The 16,931-nt window shown below is 41.0% G+C and carries 14 protein-coding genes, 2 tRNA genes and 1 pseudogene; 9 read left to right on the forward strand and 8 right to left on the reverse strand.

Annotated features, from left to right (window positions below):
• Positions 1 to 39 precede the first annotated feature (39 nt).
• The 5 genes from nusA to BM283_RS11625 form a co-directional block, all read right to left on the reverse strand.
• Entirely contained in the window at positions 40 to 1,512 is a 1,473-nt protein-coding gene (gene nusA / locus BM283_RS11600; protein WP_090693263.1) for a transcription termination factor NusA, read from the reverse strand.
• Between the two features lie 32 nt (positions 1,513 to 1,544).
• Positions 1,545 to 1,976, reverse strand: coding sequence for a ribosome maturation factor RimP (gene rimP / locus BM283_RS11605; RefSeq protein WP_090693266.1), 432 nt, complete (start codon positions 1,974 to 1,976; stop codon positions 1,545 to 1,547).
• Positions 1,977 to 4,033: 2,057 nt separating this feature from the next.
• Positions 4,034 to 4,477 (reverse strand): KGG domain-containing protein, encoded by a 444-nt coding sequence (locus tag BM283_RS11615; protein WP_046850295.1) that lies wholly within the window; start codon positions 4,475 to 4,477, stop codon positions 4,034 to 4,036.
• Positions 4,478 to 5,009: 532 nt separating this feature from the next.
• Positions 5,010 to 5,085: transfer RNA gene (locus BM283_RS11620), tRNA-Phe, on the reverse strand.
• Between the two features lie 97 nt (positions 5,086 to 5,182).
• Positions 5,183 to 5,259 (reverse strand) — tRNA-Arg (locus BM283_RS11625).
• Between the two features lie 319 nt (positions 5,260 to 5,578).
• On the opposite strand from BM283_RS11625, the gene BM283_RS11630 reads away from it, so the two are divergent.
• The 6 genes from BM283_RS11630 to metW all read left to right on the forward strand — a co-directional run bounded on the left by BM283_RS11630 (position 5,579) and on the right by metW (position 11,624).
• The gene (locus BM283_RS11630; RefSeq protein ID WP_254776342.1) at positions 5,579 to 6,337 is read left to right on the forward strand and encodes a helix-turn-helix domain-containing protein; all 759 of its coding nucleotides are present in this window, start codon (positions 5,579 to 5,581) and stop codon (positions 6,335 to 6,337) included.
• 1,013 nt (positions 6,338 to 7,350) lie between these two features.
• Entirely contained in the window at positions 7,351 to 7,743 is a 393-nt protein-coding gene (locus tag BM283_RS11635) for a PTS sugar transporter subunit IIA (protein ID WP_090693271.1), read from the forward strand.
• A 1-nt stretch (position 7,744) separates the two neighbouring features.
• The gene (locus BM283_RS11640) at positions 7,745 to 8,014 is read left to right on the forward strand and encodes an HPr family phosphocarrier protein (RefSeq protein ID WP_090693291.1); all 270 of its coding nucleotides are present in this window, start codon (positions 7,745 to 7,747) and stop codon (positions 8,012 to 8,014) included.
• A complete protein-coding gene (gene ptsP / locus BM283_RS11645) occupies positions 8,011 to 9,738 on the forward strand; it encodes a phosphoenolpyruvate--protein phosphotransferase (RefSeq protein WP_090693273.1) in 1,728 nt (575 codons plus the stop codon). The genes BM283_RS11640 and ptsP overlap by 4 nt, the downstream gene beginning before the upstream one ends.
• 131 nt (positions 9,739 to 9,869) lie before the next feature.
• The gene (locus BM283_RS11650; protein WP_090693276.1) at positions 9,870 to 10,997 is read left to right on the forward strand and encodes a homoserine O-succinyltransferase MetX; all 1,128 of its coding nucleotides are present in this window, start codon (positions 9,870 to 9,872) and stop codon (positions 10,995 to 10,997) included.
• A gap of 18 nt (positions 10,998 to 11,015) precedes the next feature.
• On the forward strand, positions 11,016 to 11,624 hold the full coding sequence (gene metW, locus BM283_RS11655; RefSeq protein ID WP_090693278.1) for a methionine biosynthesis protein MetW: 609 nt from the start codon (positions 11,016 to 11,018) through the stop codon (positions 11,622 to 11,624).
• Here metW and BM283_RS11660 read toward each other — a convergent pair.
• Both BM283_RS11660 and BM283_RS11665 read right to left on the reverse strand, forming a co-directional pair.
• Complete coding sequence (locus tag BM283_RS11660) at positions 11,611 to 13,020, reverse strand: AmpG family muropeptide MFS transporter (protein ID WP_090693279.1); 1,410 nt, start codon at positions 13,018 to 13,020, stop codon at positions 11,611 to 11,613. The genes metW and BM283_RS11660 overlap by 14 nt on opposite strands.
• Positions 13,017 to 13,790 (reverse strand): exodeoxyribonuclease III, encoded by a 774-nt coding sequence (locus BM283_RS11665; RefSeq protein ID WP_090693280.1) that lies wholly within the window; start codon positions 13,788 to 13,790, stop codon positions 13,017 to 13,019. Before BM283_RS11665 ends, BM283_RS11660 begins: the two co-directional genes overlap by 4 nt.
• A 253-nt stretch (positions 13,791 to 14,043) precedes the next feature.
• On the opposite strand from BM283_RS11665, the gene BM283_RS11670 reads away from it, so the two are divergent.
• Together BM283_RS11670 and BM283_RS11675 are read left to right on the forward strand one after the other, a co-directional pair.
• Positions 14,044 to 14,403, forward strand: a complete 360-nt coding sequence (locus BM283_RS11670) for a hypothetical protein (RefSeq protein ID WP_090693283.1) — start codon at positions 14,044 to 14,046, stop codon at positions 14,401 to 14,403.
• A 65-nt stretch (positions 14,404 to 14,468) separates the two neighbouring features.
• On the forward strand, positions 14,469 to 15,104 hold the full coding sequence (locus BM283_RS11675) for a hypothetical protein (RefSeq protein ID WP_090693287.1): 636 nt from the start codon (positions 14,469 to 14,471) through the stop codon (positions 15,102 to 15,104).
• Positions 15,105 to 15,241: 137 nt separating this feature from the next.
• Here the strand turns inward: BM283_RS11675 and BM283_RS11680 are convergent.
• A pseudogene (locus BM283_RS11680) lies at positions 15,242 to 15,682 on the reverse strand (LexA family protein).
• A 559-nt stretch (positions 15,683 to 16,241) separates the two neighbouring features.
• Here BM283_RS11680 and BM283_RS11685 point away from each other — a divergent pair.
• Complete coding sequence (locus tag BM283_RS11685; protein WP_139225264.1) at positions 16,242 to 16,499, forward strand: hypothetical protein; 258 nt, start codon at positions 16,242 to 16,244, stop codon at positions 16,497 to 16,499.
• The last annotated feature ends 432 nt before the right edge of the window (positions 16,500 to 16,931 follow it).

Raw genomic sequence — 16,931 nt, forward strand, 5'->3', positions numbered from 1 at the left:
ATTTCAAGCTCAAAGCAAAGCGATCGATATAAATATATTCTAATTAAACCACGGTTCTCGCGCTTTTATAATAAGCATATTAGCACGTTCAATATCGATACCTGTCATTTCGACTAAATCATCTGCTGCAAGATCGGCAAGCTCCTCTTGAGTGTTAATACCTTTGGCAGCCAACTCACGAACTAGTTGCATATCCATGCCTTCCAGTGAAAGTAGTCCTCCAGATATGTGTTCAAATTTTCCTTCGCTAGCAATCGCATCAGTTAAAAGAGTATTACGTGCCTGATTGCGTAATTTATTAATCGTTTCTTCATCAAGCGCTTCTATTTCAAGCATTTCATTAAGCGGGATGTAAGCAATTTCTTCTAGTGTAGAAAAACCTTCCTCTACCAGAATATCCGCTACGTCTTCATCAACACCAAGTTTTTCCATGAACAGCTTACATATCCTAGAGGTTTCTTCTTCATTCTTTTTCTGTGATTCCTCTACTGTCATGATATTGAGATTCCAACCCGTTAATTCTGACGCGAGGCGTACATTTTGCCCCCCGCGGCCGATTGCTTGCGCGAGATTTTCTTCATCGACAATAATATCCATACTATGTTTATCTTCATCGACCATAATGCTGCTGATCTCGGCAGGCGCAAGCGCATTAACGACAAAAGTAGCCGGATCTTCCGACCATAATATAATATCAATTCGCTCCCCCGCCAACTCGCTTATCACAGCTTGCACTCTAGAACCTCGCATACCCACGCAAGTTCCAATTGGATCAATACGTGGATCAGTTGATTTAACGGCTATTTTAGCGCGTGAGCCAGGATCTCTTGCTGCCGTCTTAATTTCTAATAATCCTTCTTCAATTTCAGGTACTTCTAATTGAAATAATTTAATCAAGAATTCAGGAGAAGTACGTGATAAAACTAATTGAGGCCCTTTTGTTAAGCGATCAACTCTAAGCAAATATGCGCGAACGCGGTCTCCAACCCTCAAATTCTCTTTGGGGACCATTTGATCACGAGGAAGAATAGCCTCAATTCTTCCTGACTCCACAATAGCATTGCCACGCTCCATGCGCTTAATAGTGCCCGCAATCAAATACTCTTTACGTTCAAGAAAATCATTCAGATTCTGTTCTCGTTCTGCGTCACGAATTCTCTGAAAGATGACTTGTTTAGCTGCTTGAGCACCAATACGATCAAATTCTATTGCTTTTAAAGGTTCTTCGATGTGGTCCCCTAATTTAATATCAGCATCATACTGTAATGCTTCGCTTAAAGAAATTTGCCGTGCAGGGTTCTCTACAGCGTCATCAGCAACCACTAGTTTGTTACGAAAACACCGATAATTTCCAGTTTCCCGCTCAATGACAACTTGCACATCCATATCTTCATGAAAATGTTTCTTTGTGGCAGACGCAAGCGCCACTTCTAAGGCAGTAAAAACGATTGCTTTATCAACATTTTTTTCATGTGCCAAGGCATCTACTAATAGCAAAATCTCGCGGCTCATATTCCTCCAGCCAATTTTTTATGCATCTATAGTTATAGTTCCGGAACCAACCGAGCTTTTTCTAAATTATCTAATTTAATATGTAGCAATCTTCCCTCAACTTCTAACCCTAATATTCCATCATTCACTTCTCGTATATTTCCAATAAAGTTTTTTTGACCTTGTAGTGCTATTCGCAATTTAATTTTTATTAACTTCCCAGAAAAGCGGATAAAATCACTTTGCTTTGTCAGAGGTCTGTCTAGACCCGGAGAAGATATCTCAAGTCGATTGTAATCTATCCCTTCCACTGCTAATAATTTATTAAGATGGTTACTAATAGCGACACAATCGTCAATAGAAATACCACCATCCTCTTTATCTACAAATATTCTTAACAATCTACCAGATGCTGATTGCTCCACATCTATCAATTCATAACCCATTCCCGCTAAAATCGGATCAAGTAATTCATATAAGGTCATAGCTTAGCCACAAATAAAAAATGGGCTGAATAAGCCCACCAGACATTATGGTTATTATAACAATATTCAATTACTAACAAAACAGAATTTTATTTTATGATAATAATTCCAATAAGTTACTGTTAGCCCGATGCGCCTTACCCTTTTATTGTTAATGCCAATATTTAATGTAGATAGCAGTCTATCGCTCAAAGTGGATCAAAATATGTTTAGATACCAATTTGTGCATAATAATCTTGCAATTAAATTATATAAAGATATGTAATGTATCTCGTCCTTTTGGATTGATGTAGAACTGATTCGCGTAAAACCAGCGTATCGTCGATGACTAGATTGAACGGCTCACCAGCAAGCATTGCTGATCGCCTAAAATAAGGCGCGCCGGCCATAGCATCCATACACTGTTGCGCTCCGGGATTTGGAAATAGATTGTCTAGTCTGGCGATGGCCCGGACAAAGGTATTGACCGCACGTACCATTCAACCTTCAGGAGAAATTAGGCAGCCACACCGCGGCTCGATGAATCACTGTCTTACGTACGCCAAAAAAATCTTGTATGCAGGGCGGTGATCGCGCAAATTATAGGTAGCGGTGACTCAAAATTGATTATTATGTAAAAAATAATAGATAGAGCTAAGCAGATCGTTTACCGTCGCACCTTTGTCATAAAGTTGATAGATGCACATCTTGTTTTTTATGATGCCTCTTTTGAGGCGGCTAATGAGTACTAGAGGTGTCTCGCAAAAGTTTGCTAAAAAAATTACTATTAATAAGAAATTACGATCGATACTGATCTATGTGGAAATTAGAAGAGGCAAGTAGATTAACGTAGCTAGAAGTCGTGTCATACCACCATCGACTTCTAGCCAATATAACGCATTCAATTAGACCTTTCTTGACCTTTATACTAATCAACAAATGCGCCAAGAGATGATTAGGAAAATAGAGTATTTTCCCAAACGCGATTAATTAGTATTTGCCACCCGCTCCAGTAAACCATACGATTAGCCCTACAATTATGAGACCAATGGTTGCACCTGCAACTACTTTAAACAAACCAGCCTCATCTACTCTTCTATTTTCTTCCATATCTTCTTTCTCCTTTTGAAAGTTACTCTTTGTTCTTGGAAACCCATAAACTAGGTAGGGTTGCGAAGATTCTACGCATATTTCTTTAGAATGGCAATATTGAAAATGTATAACGTGGGAACGGAATAGATAATATCATTCTTCCACTTTTATGTAAGGCATATTGGGATTCATGCGCGAAGTAATTCCATTTCCAAATCAAAAATGACGCGAAGGCGAATCGCAGACAGTATCAATAATACGGCAAGGTGAAACTACAAAGTCAGTTTTGATTTACTATGAAAGTACATAGATAAAAGACAAAACACCCCGGCCCATAAAAAGGTATGAACAAGGAAAGATGATTAAAACAAGTACTGCATCATTACGGTGCACATTTGCTGTCAAGCGACCAAATTGCCTGCAATCCTGTAATGGAAAGCGGCCTTTTTACTATGGATGCTCTATGGCAACAATTTGGAGTGCGAGCTGGTCACTTTAAAATGAAATAAGGACGCGAGCAAGCGACAGATGCTATTCATGATAGAAAGTCTGACAGAATGACGCACGTACAACTTGCTTTGTGAGAGCACGAAGTGCATGCACTCCAGCAAGAAAAAGTTGATGCGGGGTATTTTCCTGGGCGCGCTATTTCAGAATTTCAATGTAAAACAAGGGTAAAGGCACACAAGAGCAATTAGAAATTAACCTTAGGTGCGATATAAACTGAATACGTCAACGAACGAAGAGATTTTGGTCGGGGCTACCTATCTTAAAGATCATGACCATATTCCTCATCTTAGTGATGAAAAAAGAAGCGCAACGACAAGCCAAATAAATCCAGACTCCTTGCCTCGTTATGCAACAGTAAACCAACCGATTAATCTAGAAAAAATCATTAATTGGGCAAACACCGAAACAAGTAAATAACCAATACGCTGGCTCAAAGACAACGAGCAGACGAATCTGCTCGTTGTGATTATTACTGATTAGCGATTTTTATGGCTTTGCCTGCCTGCTTCCGCATGCTGCTCAGATGTGCCGCCACGAGTAGAGGAAGATGATTTATCTTCATCCTCGGAGTCGCCTTTACCACGTGAATGTCCACCTTTGCGGCCAGCTTCACGCGCTTCTTCCGAGCTAAATTCATGGGCTGTACCTTTCTCATGAGCAGCATGGCCTCCTTTCCTGCCTGCTTCGCGCGCCTCTTCAGAAGTAAACTCATGAGCTGTACCCTTCTCATGAGCCGCATGACCTCCTTTCCTACCCGCTTCGCGTGCTTCCTCCGAAGTGAACTCATGCGCAGTACCCTTCTCGTGAGCTGCATGACCGCCCTTACTCGCAATTTCACGTTGCTTTTCTTCGTCCATGGAAGCAAAACCACGCTGACTGGTACCCTTATTGTCCTCATCCTTTCCTTTATTTGAAGGCATAATACCCTCCTATTCGGTAAGTTCAAAAATCCCCCATGATGCGCTTGGGTTCTTTATCTCCGTTTTGATAACACGAAGAACGATTTTATCGTACTCTTAGCATCTGGTTTTATCTGTGCGCAAGCACACATAAGCGTAAAATTAAAGCTTGAATACAGGATGAGTTATGATCAAGGAAGCAAAAAAGCACTTATTGCCACGACTGTAGCGACTGGTTCAATTTTCGATAAGAGTATTCTGCTGGGGCCAGTATATCCTACATAACAGATAAGTTACCTTGCTCTCTTTCCTTCCCCAGAAGTCTGGCTAGAAAAGTAGCATTCTGCGCTACGCTAAACGTTTTGCTCGTCCGTACTGATAGGCATTGGAATAATCAAGAATAGTCTGCAGCAGTGCATCAAGATCAATCTTGTTTTGCGCAACCCTTGAGATTTGCGCTTCACATGAATAAAAATTCCCTATTATTTTCCTAAACAAAAGCCTGAAAATAGAAAGGCACTTAGTCATGTTATGACTAAGTGCCTGATTTTATTGGTGGCCAAGGGCGGAATCGAACCACCGACACAAGGATTTTCAGTCCTCTGCTCTACCGACTGAGCTACTTGGCCTTTAGCACAACGAAGCGATATTTAATATTACTTTCAACCAAAAAAGAATATTATTTTCTTAAACTCATTTTAGCTTTATTTAGATAAGAATGAAATATGGCGCGCCCGGCAGGATTCGAACCCACGACCCCTTGGTTCGTAGCCAAGTACTCTATCCAACTGAGCTACGGGCGCTCCTAGCTTTCATTTCTCTTACAGTTTTTATTATTAGTTAATAGAACAGCATTATATCAAAGGTTAATGAAACAGCCTATTAAAGCCAATAGTAAATAATTGAAACTATCTTTCTTTAAAACCTTTTCATCAATTATTTTATGCTTTATAACAAGCCGGGCATGATGTTACATTTAACTGCTTTTGTCAAGAAATAGCCTCTTATTTGTAGAGAACAAATAAACTGTCCGGACTTGTAGCAAATGATCTGTCCGGTTTATATGGAATCCTGGGAAGATTTCAGATGAAACGGACAGAATGGCTACAGGAGACCAGGAAGATGAGATTTGAAGAAGCGTATGAAGGCTATAGAAAAAGGAGCCTTACGCAATCGGAAGCGGCGTTATTGCTTGGAGTATGTGATCGCACATTCCGGCGCTATATGAACCGGTATGATGCGGGTGGATTGGATGCGTTATTAGATAGGCGTCTTGTGCAGGTATCACACCGACGGGCACCAGTAGATGAAGTCATGCGGCTGGTCGAGCACTATCGCAATCGCCACATGGATTGGAATGCCAAGCACTTCTATGCCTGGTATCGTTCTGGCGGTGGTAATCGCAGTTATACGTGGGTTAAAAACCGGCTACAGGAAGCTGGACTGATTGAACATGCCAAGAAGCGAGGCACGTACCGTAAGAAGCGTGAACGGGCTCCTTTGACTGGTATGATGATTCATCAAGATGGCAGCACGCATGAATGGGTTTTGGGGCAGAAATGGGATTTGATTGTCACGATGGATGAGGCCACCAGTGAGCACTACTCGATGTTTTTCGTTGAGGAAGAAGGCACTATGAGCAGCTTCCAGGGCGTACAGGAGGTCATTGAGAAGCACGGGTTATTTGCCTCATTTTACTCCGATCGTGGCAGCCACTACTGGTACACGCCAGAAGCAGGAGGCAAGGTTGACAAACAGAATCTCACTCAATTTGGACAGGCCATGAAACGATTAGGAATCGAGATGATTGCAGCCTATTCGCCAGAAGCACGCGGACGTGAGTTGCCGCATGTTTCGCACGCACCAGGAACGTCTGCCTAAAGAACTGGTATTAGCTGGTATTACCGATATGGCCGCAAGCTAATCGGTATCTGAAAGAAGTCTATCTGCCTACTTTCAATGCCGAGTTCGTACAACCGGCATCCGAGCAAGGCAGTACTTTTGTACCATGGATTGGTGGAGAGCTTGCGGACATCCTCTGTGAGCGTTATGAGCGCGTTGTTGGCTATGATAACTGTGTTAGCTTTGAAGGTTTAAAGCTTCAAATCCCGACAGATCGTCATCGCTGCCATTATGTGAAAGCAGAAGTCATCGTACTGCGCTATCCAAATGGACAAATAGCGATCACGCACGGCCCAAGGAAGCTTGCGACATATGATTCGTCTGGCAAGGAAATAAAACTGAACAGTACAGTTGTTGCGTAAATCCGGCGCCACAACTGCGCAATCAATTAATAGACATTCATTGCATTTCAAAGCGGACAATTTATTTGCTACAAAACCGGACAATTCTATTTGTTGCTAACAGAAATAGCCTCTTATTCTCAATATTCAATATGCAATAGAACCAATTTATCTTTCAATGAATATTAGTAGATATCCCTAAATTTGCTATGACTTATTCCATTTCTAAATCAAAACTGACTTTGTCGGCTTTACCTTGCCGTATTACTGATACTGTCTGCGGCTCGCCTTCGCGTCATTTTTGATTTAGCAAGGGAATCAGGCTTTCGCTCTTGCCCATCTCGATTCCCCCCTTGTATCGTGTATTTGGCGGCTAGCGATGACTGAATGCGTGATCCTATACTCTTATGTAGTATGGAAAAACCAAGGTTAAATCATCTTATTTGGGCTATTAAGAAATGTAGAATACAGTAATATGATTCATCCTAATATGCTTGCCTCTATCGATATACTCGACTTCGTCAAGGGCATCATTGTTGTGACGCTATAAAAAATAAAATTTTTTGATATGTTAAAGATGGACCAGAATAATCTCGACAATGATAAAATTTGTAATTTGATTTCTCATTTCGAAAATACGCAAAAATTTGAATGATCGGAATTTTAATTATCTCTCATGATAAGCTTGGTGAGAGTTTTGCTCATTGCGCAGCCCATATTCTGGGAGAAAAACCGCAGCAATTAATATACCAAGCTATTTCTATTCAAGACAAGCCTGATGAAGTTGTTGCTCAAGCCAAGGAATTAATTAAGAAACTTGATCAAGGCGATGGGGTATTAGTGATGACAGATATTCTTGGCGCAACTCCCTCTAATATCGCTACTCAGCTGATCCAAGCTGGAAAAGTAGAATGCCTTGCAGGAATGAATTTACCTATGTTAGTGCGTGCATTAAATTATCGACATGAGCCACTTTCAGTTGTGGTAGCAAAAGCACTTGCTGGAGGTAAAGAAGGTGTGATGCATATTTTACGTGGATGCTGAGATGCTACTTAAAGAAGTGACTATTATTAACAAGCTTGGCTTACATGCACGTGCTTCTGCGAAGCTTACACGCTTGGCAAGTCAATTCCAAAGTGAAGTATGGCTCATACGTAACGGTCGTAGAGTCAATGCAAAAAGTATTATGGGTGTAATGACGCTCGCCGCCAACAAAGGATCGACAGTTGCAATTGAAATAACCGGAGCTGATGAGACTGAGGCCATGCAGGCATTGACTAATCTGGTCAATAGTTACTTTGGAGAAGGGGAATGAGTTTTATATTGCATGGTGTAGGTGCATCTGAAGGTATTGCGATCGGGCACGCGCATCTTGCTTCTCCAGCGACACTGAATGTAGCTCATTATTTAATTCCCAAAAACCAGATAGACAAAGAAATAACACGATTAAACTGTGCTTTCGCAACAGTACGCAAGGAGATTGAAAAACTACAATCCTCAGTGAATCAAGGGCCTACATTTGCCGAATTCAATGCTTTTCTTGAGCTGCATCACATGATACTGGATGATCCCACACTTAGCTCCGCAGCAGTTGAGTGTATTGCTCAAACTCAATGCAATGCAGAATGGGCCGTTACGCAGCGAATGGAAGTATTACTTTCTCAGTTTGAAGAAATTGAAGATGCTTATCTACGAGAACGTAAAACTGATGTCATGCAAGTCGTCGAACGGGTATTGAAAGTTTTATTGGGGCATCCAGGTTACCTTCCTCCTCCCTTAAAGCATGATGGTAACAGTATTCTGGTAGCACACGATCTAAGTCCAGCAGATGTTATGCAATATAAACAACATCAATTTGCAGCTTTTCTTACGGATTTGGGTGGCGCCACTTCTCATACTGCAATTATAGCTCGCAGTCTAAATATTCCTTCCATAGTAGCGATGCACCATGCGCGCCAGCTTATTTACAATAATGACAATTTAATAGTAGATGGAGGTCAAGGGGTGGTGATTGTCAACCCCGACAAATATGTGCTTGCTGAATATCGTTTAAAACAGAATCATCTGGATCTGGAAAAACGTAAACTCAAACGTCTCAAATCTATCCCCACTATGACACTCGATGGTACATCAATAGAATTACATGCCAATATTGAGCTACCTCAAGATATTGAACAAGTTAAAGAAAATGGCGCGACAGGTATTGGTTTGTTTCGCAGTGAATTTCTTTTTCTCAATCGGGATGATTTACCCAGTGAGGATGAGCAGTTTGAGGCTTATTCAACTGTCGTCCAAAATATGCGGGGCTTACCCGTTACCATACGCACATTCGATTTAGGTGCTGACAAGAGCCTTAAAAATAGTTGTCGCTCTGCCATCAATCCAGCGCTGGGATTGCGGGCCATTAGGCTAAGTTTAGCCGAACAAGCTATGTTTCTAACACAACTGCGTGCCATTTTGAGAGCGTCTGCCTATGGCAAGATTCGTATCCTCATCCCAATGCTTTCAAACAATTACGAGATTAGCCAGACTTTACAACTTCTTAATCATGCTAAACAAAGTCTGCAAGATGAAAAAAAACCTTTCGATGAGGAGATTAAGGTAGGTGGAATGATTGAAATTCCAGCAGCAGCACTAAGCCTGGAAATGTTCATGCGTAAACTGGATTTTTTATCCATTGGGACTAATGATTTGATTCAATATACATTGGCTATTGATAGAGCGGATGACACGGTGGCCCACCTCTATGATCCACTGCATCCCGCTGTGCTTTGGCTACTGGCGCGAATTATTTCTACTGCCAACCGCGCCAATATGCCCATTTCAATTTGTGGCGAGATAGCAGGTGATATCCAATACACTCGCTTACTGTTAGGGTTTGGATTACAGCAGTTCTCCATGTATCCAGCCCATATCCTGCCTGTTAAGCATGAGATTCTAAAAAGCCATTTACCAAGTATCATGCCCATAGTCCAAAAAATTCTTAAAACTGATGAATCTGAGAAAATTCATGGATTATTATCAAAATTAAATAATTAATCTTTTTAATTCGAAATAATCACGACTTTATAAACACTTAAGACTCATAAAGTACTTTTGACGATATAATGCTTATTTCACATAAGTTTTAGATAATCTTATACAGAATTTCTTAACATCTTCTTATATTCATGCATGATTCAGACTCCATTGGCATCGTTGCGCCCCTAAAGATTTTCTTTGACACGCCACTTAGTCTGGAAAGTGGTGCAGTACTGGATAACTACGAGCTAGTTTATGAAACGTATGGTGAGTTAAATGCAACCAGATCCAATACAGTATTAATTTGCCACGCCCTCTCAGGTAATCATCACGCTGCCGGCGTTTATGCTGATAATCCAAAAAATGTAGGTTGGTGGAACAATATGATTGGTCCTGGCAAACCGATCGATACACATAAATTTTTTGTGATTGGAGTCAACAATATAGGGGGCTGCCATGGCTCAACTGGTCCTGCAAGTATCAATAAGAAAACGGATAAGCATTATGGTGCAGATTTTCCCATGGTCACAACGGTAGACTGGGCAGAAACTTATGTGCGATTAGCTGATAAACTTGGCATTGATCAATTTGCTGCTGTGGTGGGTGGCAGTCTGGGTGGCATGTCGGCTATGCAATTAGCTCTTTATGCGCCCGAAAAAGTACGGCACGCGGTTATTATTGCTGCTGCAGCCAAATTAACAGCACAAAATATTGCTTTTAATGATGTGGCACGCCAGGCCATCATTACCGATCCGGATTTTCATGGGGGCGATTATTATTCTCATGGTACATTGCCGCGTAGAGGTCTGCGTCTTGCTCGTATGCTAGGACATATTACCTATTTATCCAATGATTCCATGGCAGAGAAATTCGGACGGGAATTACGGGCAGGATCGCTCAGCTTCAATTTTGATGTAGAATTCCAGATCGAGTCTTATTTGCGTTATCAAGGAGATAAATTTGCTGAGCAGTTTGATGCCAACACTTATCTGCTTATGACAAAAGCACTGGATTATTTTGATCCTGCGCGAGATTATGATGATGATTTGAGTGCTGCTTTCCGTTGCGCTAAAGCAAATTTTCTTGTGCTTTCATTTAGCTCTGATTGGCGTTTCTCACCTGAGCGCTCTCGCGCTATTGTCAAAGCTTTGCTGGATAATGGACTCAATGTAAGCTATGCAGAAATACTATCCAGGCATGGTCATGATTCCTTTCTCATGAAAGATGAGCACTATCACCAATTGGTGCGGGCTTATATGAACAAAATCGATATTTAATCTTTCCACAGTGTTTTCATGGCTAAGCTACTTTCCTCTCTTACTTTATCAAGACCTGATTTTGCTACCATTGCTGCTTGGATCAGACCAGAATCGAGAGTACTTGATCTTGGGTGCGGTGATGGCACGTTGCTGCAGTATCTGCAGGATACGCTCGGCGTACATGGTTATGGCGTGGAAATTGATGATGCCAATATCCTGGCCTGCCTCAACAATGGGGTCAATGTCGTTCAGAGTGATTTAGAATCAGGTTTATCAGGTTTCGAATCTGATTCGTTTGATTACGTCATTTTGTCGCAAACTCTGCAAGCGATGAGGCACACGGAAAAAATTATTCAGGAAATGCTCCGTGCAGGCAAAGAAGGTATCGTCACCTTCCCTAATTTTGGCCACTGGAAGAATAGATTACAAGTTTCATTCGGTCATATGCCGGTATCACAAAATCTACCGTATGAATGGTTTGATACCCCCAATGTTCACTTATGTACACTAAGTGATTTTGAGCAGTTTTGCCACCAACATGGCGTACATATCTTAGAGCGGCGAGTCATGAGCGGTAACCGGCAAATTACTCTCGCTCCTAATTTTTTCGGGATGCTTGCATTTTATCGCTTTACCCGAAGGTAATTTTCTCAGCACGATTTTCCACCTTACTATTAGTAGATAGTTTAAGTTCGATTCGCCCGACCATCCATACCAAAAGGAGAACAGGTAAACCAAGTAAGGTAGTACCGGTAAAAAATAGCGCGTACCCATACGTATCTACAAATTGCCCACTAAAACCAGCAATAAATTTCGGGAGCAATAACATGGTTGAACTAAATAAAGCATACTGGGTCGCCGAATAGGCAGAATTAGTCAATCCTGAAAGATAAGCGATAAATGCTGAAGAAGCGATTCCAGCGGAAAGGTTATCAGCAGAAATAGTTAATATAAGTGCAGTAATATCGTGCCCTTTCATCGATAACCAGACAAATAACAAATTAGTCACGGCAGATAAAATCGCACCAAAGAATAACGTTTTAATCACACCCAATCTGACTATCAACAGTCCTCCTATTGCCGCACCTAGAATGGTCATGATGACACCATATACTTTTGAGACGGCTGCTACTTCATCTTTGGTATAGCCCATATCAACATAGAAAGGGTTGCTCATCACGCCCATTACCACATCCGAAATGCGATAGATAGCGATCAAAGTCAGTATCAAGATAGCATGATAGCCATGCCGTACAATAAAATTCTGAAAAGGTGCAATCAAGGCACCATATAACCAGATTAATAATTGCGTAAGATGAATATTCAAATTCCAGCGTGCAATTATTTGGCTGGCTTGTCTTTCATTTTCCGCCGCAAGATGGTTGATGGAAACATCAGGCTCCTGAATAATAAATGTAGTGATAATACCCACCGCCATAAAGGCTGCCATAACCAGATAAGCTATTCGCCAGGACTGATAATCATAATCAGCTGGATTACTATCTAACGAGGCTGCAATCCACAACACCCCCGCAGAAGCCAATATCATCGCCAAACGATAACCCGCTTGATAAGTAGCCGCCATCGCACCTTGTAATCTTAGTTCGACTGCCTCGATTCGATAAGCATCTAGTGCAATATCTTGGGTAGCTGAAGCAAAAGCAACTGCTAATGCAAAAAAAACCATGTGGGAGAGATTTTCAAGTGGGTCAGTACTTGCCATGCCTACCAAAGCGATCGTGATCGTGGTCTGCGAAAGCAATAACCAAGCACGGCGTCGACCTAGCCATCGCGTTAAAAGCGGTAAGGGAAGACGATCGACCAAGGGGGACCACATCCATTTAAAGCCATAAGCCAGACCAATCCAGCTTAAATGGCCTATGGTAGTGCGATCAATACCTGCTTCTCTTAACCAGAAGGATAGTGTGCCAAGTATCAGCAACATGGGCAACCCTGCGGAAAAACCCAGCGCCAGCATGCCCATCACCCTGGGGTGCGCATAGATACGACAAACACTCAGCCAGCTAGCAATGGTACTCATAAGTGATGATCGTAATCAATGATGAGCGGCGCATGATCCGAGAAGCGTTCCTCCTTATAAATAGATACGCTAGTTGCTTTGCTGGCGATCACAGGGGTCGCAACTTGATAATCGATACGCCATCCTACATTTTTTGCCCATGCCTGCCCGCGATTTGACCACCAAGTGTATCGTTCTGGTGATGGCTCAATTTTTCGGAACACATCAATGAAATTTAATTCTTCAAAAACTGCTGTCAACCAAGCGCGCTCCTCTGGAAGAAATCCTGAATTTTTTTGATTAGCGCGCCAATTTTTTAGATCAATTTCCTTATGAGCGATATTCCAGTCTCCGCACAAAATGAATTCTCTGCCACTACCAGCCAGTGCCTGCAAAATCGGGAAGAACCGCTCCATGAAAAAGAACTTGATAACTTGCCGATGTTCACCACTCGCTCCTGAAGGAAGATAAATCGATATGATGCTCAAATTGCCAAAATCTGCACGTAAATATCGCCCTTCAAAATCGATTTCCGGAATTCCTATGCCTTCAATGATTTTGTCAGGTGCATGGCGAGAATACACCCCTACCCCACTATAGCCTTTTTTATCTGAACAATGAAAATAACCTTGGTAGCCATTCGGAATTTTCATTTCAGTGGTCATATCATGAAGTTGTGCCTTCAATTCCTGAACACACACAATATCAGCTTGTTGCTGAGTCATCCATTGAAAGAAACCCTTATTAGCTGCAGAACGCACCCCATTCAAGTTAAGCGTTATAATTTTCATCTAATACTTATATTATTGATTTTATTATTATTAATATTCAGATTTACTATTCTGTATACTCTATTGTATACACCTTTTTATTTTCTATAGCAGTATAGAACTATCCATATTAAAATGAATTATACGCAAAACAGTCTGGATACCACCACTTAAAAAGAATGGAGCCAGCATCCGTTGGTATAAAATCTTCGCCACTCACATGCGGCACTTATAATTTTTGCGGAAAAGATTTTAGGTGAATTTAGACGGGTATATGAAAAGAAAACTCGATAATGGATATATGAAAAGGAAATTCTATGATAGTACCAAGGTGCTATTGGAGGAGATTCCACAAGAACTATATGAAAAAAAATTTACTTGTACAAATTGTGGTTATGTGGACAAGGTTCCATGGATAACTAAAAGAACTCCTATAAAGGCAGTTCCTGTGTTTAAGGATAGTAAATATAAGGGCAGATGGATCCCAACTCAGGCAAATTTAACATGTGCCCAATGTGGTGGCGAGACGCCTTTCGATATGCAGGTCGCGGAATGGAAGGATAATTATCATTTCTTGGGGATGAGGCATATAGAAGCACTAACGGAAAATATGACATCATTATCTATGCACTAGTCGGAGAAAGTGAAGCTAGGATAGATAGACTCATAGAAGAGATAAAGGATTTAAAACGAACATTTTTGCCAGGAATAGATCCTGATAGTTGGCGTATACATGTAAAAGATTTTATGCATCAAGATGCTAGAAATAGGCATAAGTTATTTAATCAAAAATCCAAGAGTAATGTTTTTGAGTTTGTTAATGGGTTAATGCAATTGATGGGGCAGCGAGGCCAGCTTCTCTCTAAATACTGTGGAATTGGTATTTATAAAAGGCCCAGTAATGAAAGTGATATGAAGAAGGTCAGAAATTGGGTTAGAAATAGGGCTTATAATCTAATGCTATTAAAGGTTATTAATGATAGCACTTATTATGGCGCCTCACCGATAATTACATTTGATTCAGATCAGAAGGATGGGTGGGCTGAGAATTTATTTGTAGGAGATCAGTGCACTTTTCTCTATGGCTATATCAGTCGTGGAATTCATGTGCCTATTCCAAACTACGTGAAGCCAGGATCTCATCCATGTCTTGAGCTTGCTGATGTGTTTGCATTTTTGGTTGCGAGATCTATTCATTGTAAAATTGAACGTAAGCAATATGAATGGAATCTTAGCGAGATGGGGAATGTTTGTTATACATATTTTCATGAAGGAGGGATTGCGAGATATATTACTACAACAGAATTACCTGAGCAGTTGTTGCAAAACTGCTAACTCCTATTTGAACACAAATGACGGATAATAATTAAATTTATGCGGCCCTTGTAAATTTTGTGGAAAGGGCTAATGCAAAATTGATATGAGCACTGCATGTAGCCCTGCCTACACAGCAAAGCGCGCTACTGCTCCTACTATACTCCCCATACCTGTAATTCATCATTTTCTCGAAAACGGATGGGCGGATATGCTGGATTCTCAGCATGTAGTTCAATCACTCCATTGCAGGACTATAATCGCTTCACAGTATATTCATTGTTAACGACTGCCAATACGATATGCCCGTGTTTAGGTTTGATCGAACAATCAACCACCAGCATATCACCATCATGAATGCGAGCTCCGACCATAGAATCGCCGACCACTCGAAAGAAATAGGTAGAGGCTTTATTGCGTACCAGATAATCATTGATATCCAGCCCTTTCTCAGCATAGCCCTCTGCAGGAGATGGAAACCCAGCGGAAATTCGATACTGTAATAGCGGCAAGGTACAAACGGCAAGGTCAATCTCTGCACGCTGTAAGGAGGATCGCGTCGAGACATCAGTAGGTACAAAGGGAACAATGGTTGTCATGAGGAATTTTTATTACATGATGAGACCGACAGTATAAAACACTCATTTAACGAATAACAATGTAACGATATGTATACGGATATTTTACTCCTGCTTATTCATGCGTCAAACTGATCAAGCGGTATTATGCTGCGTCAGTGCTATTTCTATCTTATTCCAACTTCGGGTTTTTGCGAATGGAAACATTTATCAACAAAAGAAATAAGCTATTCTATATTTCTACCAAAGATGCCCGTCCGCTCTCCTTCGCAGGCTCTTATGGGAAACTGCAATAGTTAAGATATGATGTTTTAATGTTATTCTTATGAAATTGCTCTCTTCATAACAGATGCAATTATGAGCGGTGCCATCTGTAATAAGACGGATAAGTAATCAGGGGGAAAAGTTGATCCGGCCAGCCAATGGATAAGTAAACATAATAGCTGCGTATCTGATTACTTAGCAGCATCTTTAATTTTCTTAAACGGTCTCAATCCGTCTAGGGAGAGTTTAAATTATAAGTTACATGGAAAAAGATGCCGATAGATTTAATAGAATCATTAAGCAAATGGAGATAATAATGAGCTGGCAACCAATAAACACGGCACCGAAGGATAGGAGAATATTGCTTGCTTATGTTAACCCTGATCCCAATGAGTTAACAGAAAAGACTTTGGTGTGTATAGGAAGATATTTTAATAATAAATTTATATATGAAGGCGATAGGACCGCAATAAGGTTGTGGACCGCTTCCTGCGATCCGGTAGCCTGGCAGGAATTACCTAAATTTAAGGGAGTGATTGATAGTCTTAATAAAAACGCTAACATGGAATCATGAATGAATATACTTAATTCCATCTCCAAATCAAAAATGACAAGAAGGCAAGCCGCAGACAGTATCAATAATACGGTAAGGTGAAGCCGACAAAGTCAGTTTTGATTTAGAAATGGAATAGTAACTATGAATGGTAGGTCAAGCGTACAGAACAGAATGTTCTTTTTGCCGCGCCCATGCTATCTTTAAAGTGAGCTCCTCACAGCAGGTTACTGGTCGTGTGGCAGCCGATCAATCTATCCGCTTAAACTCCAACACAGGCAGCTAATATCCTGAGTGTCTGCGATGTATCTGCTACACTACAATGCGAATTAAGAGCTGAAATAGAAGCCAGTTCATCAATAACGTTAAACTATTGAGGAAGACACTACCCAACCTCAATCAATCACAGTAACCAATGAACTGGCAAAATCGATTAATAACGATTTATCTCTA

Source organism: Nitrosomonas sp. Nm34 (assembly GCF_900113925.1).
Taxonomy (GTDB): Bacteria; Pseudomonadota; Gammaproteobacteria; order Burkholderiales; family Nitrosomonadaceae; genus Nitrosomonas.

Coding starts and splice junctions, on each gene's coding strand:
- BM283_RS11670 (WP_090693283.1), top strand. CDS start 14,044: ATGAAAAGAAAACTCGATAATGGATATATGAAAAGGAAATTCTATGAT.
- BM283_RS11635 (WP_090693271.1), top strand. CDS start 7,351: ATGATCGGAATTTTAATTATCTCTCATGATAAGCTTGGTGAGAGTTTT.
- BM283_RS11650 (WP_090693276.1), top strand. CDS start 9,870: ATGCATGATTCAGACTCCATTGGCATCGTTGCGCCCCTAAAGATTTTC.
- nusA (WP_090693263.1), bottom strand. CDS start 1,512: ATGAGCCGCGAGATTTTGCTATTAGTAGATGCCTTGGCACATGAAAAA.
- rimP (WP_090693266.1), bottom strand. CDS start 1,976: ATGACCTTATATGAATTACTTGATCCGATTTTAGCGGGAATGGGTTAT.
- ptsP (WP_090693273.1), top strand. CDS start 8,011: ATGAGTTTTATATTGCATGGTGTAGGTGCATCTGAAGGTATTGCGATC.
- BM283_RS11665 (WP_090693280.1), bottom strand. CDS start 13,790: ATGAAAATTATAACGCTTAACTTGAATGGGGTGCGTTCTGCAGCTAAT.
- BM283_RS11640 (WP_090693291.1), top strand. CDS start 7,745: ATGCTACTTAAAGAAGTGACTATTATTAACAAGCTTGGCTTACATGCA.
- BM283_RS11630 (WP_254776342.1), top strand. CDS start 5,579: ATGAGATTTGAAGAAGCGTATGAAGGCTATAGAAAAAGGAGCCTTACG.
- BM283_RS11615 (WP_046850295.1), bottom strand. CDS start 4,477: ATGCCTTCAAATAAAGGAAAGGATGAGGACAATAAGGGTACCAGTCAG.
- BM283_RS11685 (WP_139225264.1), top strand. CDS start 16,242: ATGAGCTGGCAACCAATAAACACGGCACCGAAGGATAGGAGAATATTG.
- BM283_RS11660 (WP_090693279.1), bottom strand. CDS start 13,020: ATGAGTACCATTGCTAGCTGGCTGAGTGTTTGTCGTATCTATGCGCAC.
- metW (WP_090693278.1), top strand. CDS start 11,016: ATGGCTAAGCTACTTTCCTCTCTTACTTTATCAAGACCTGATTTTGCT.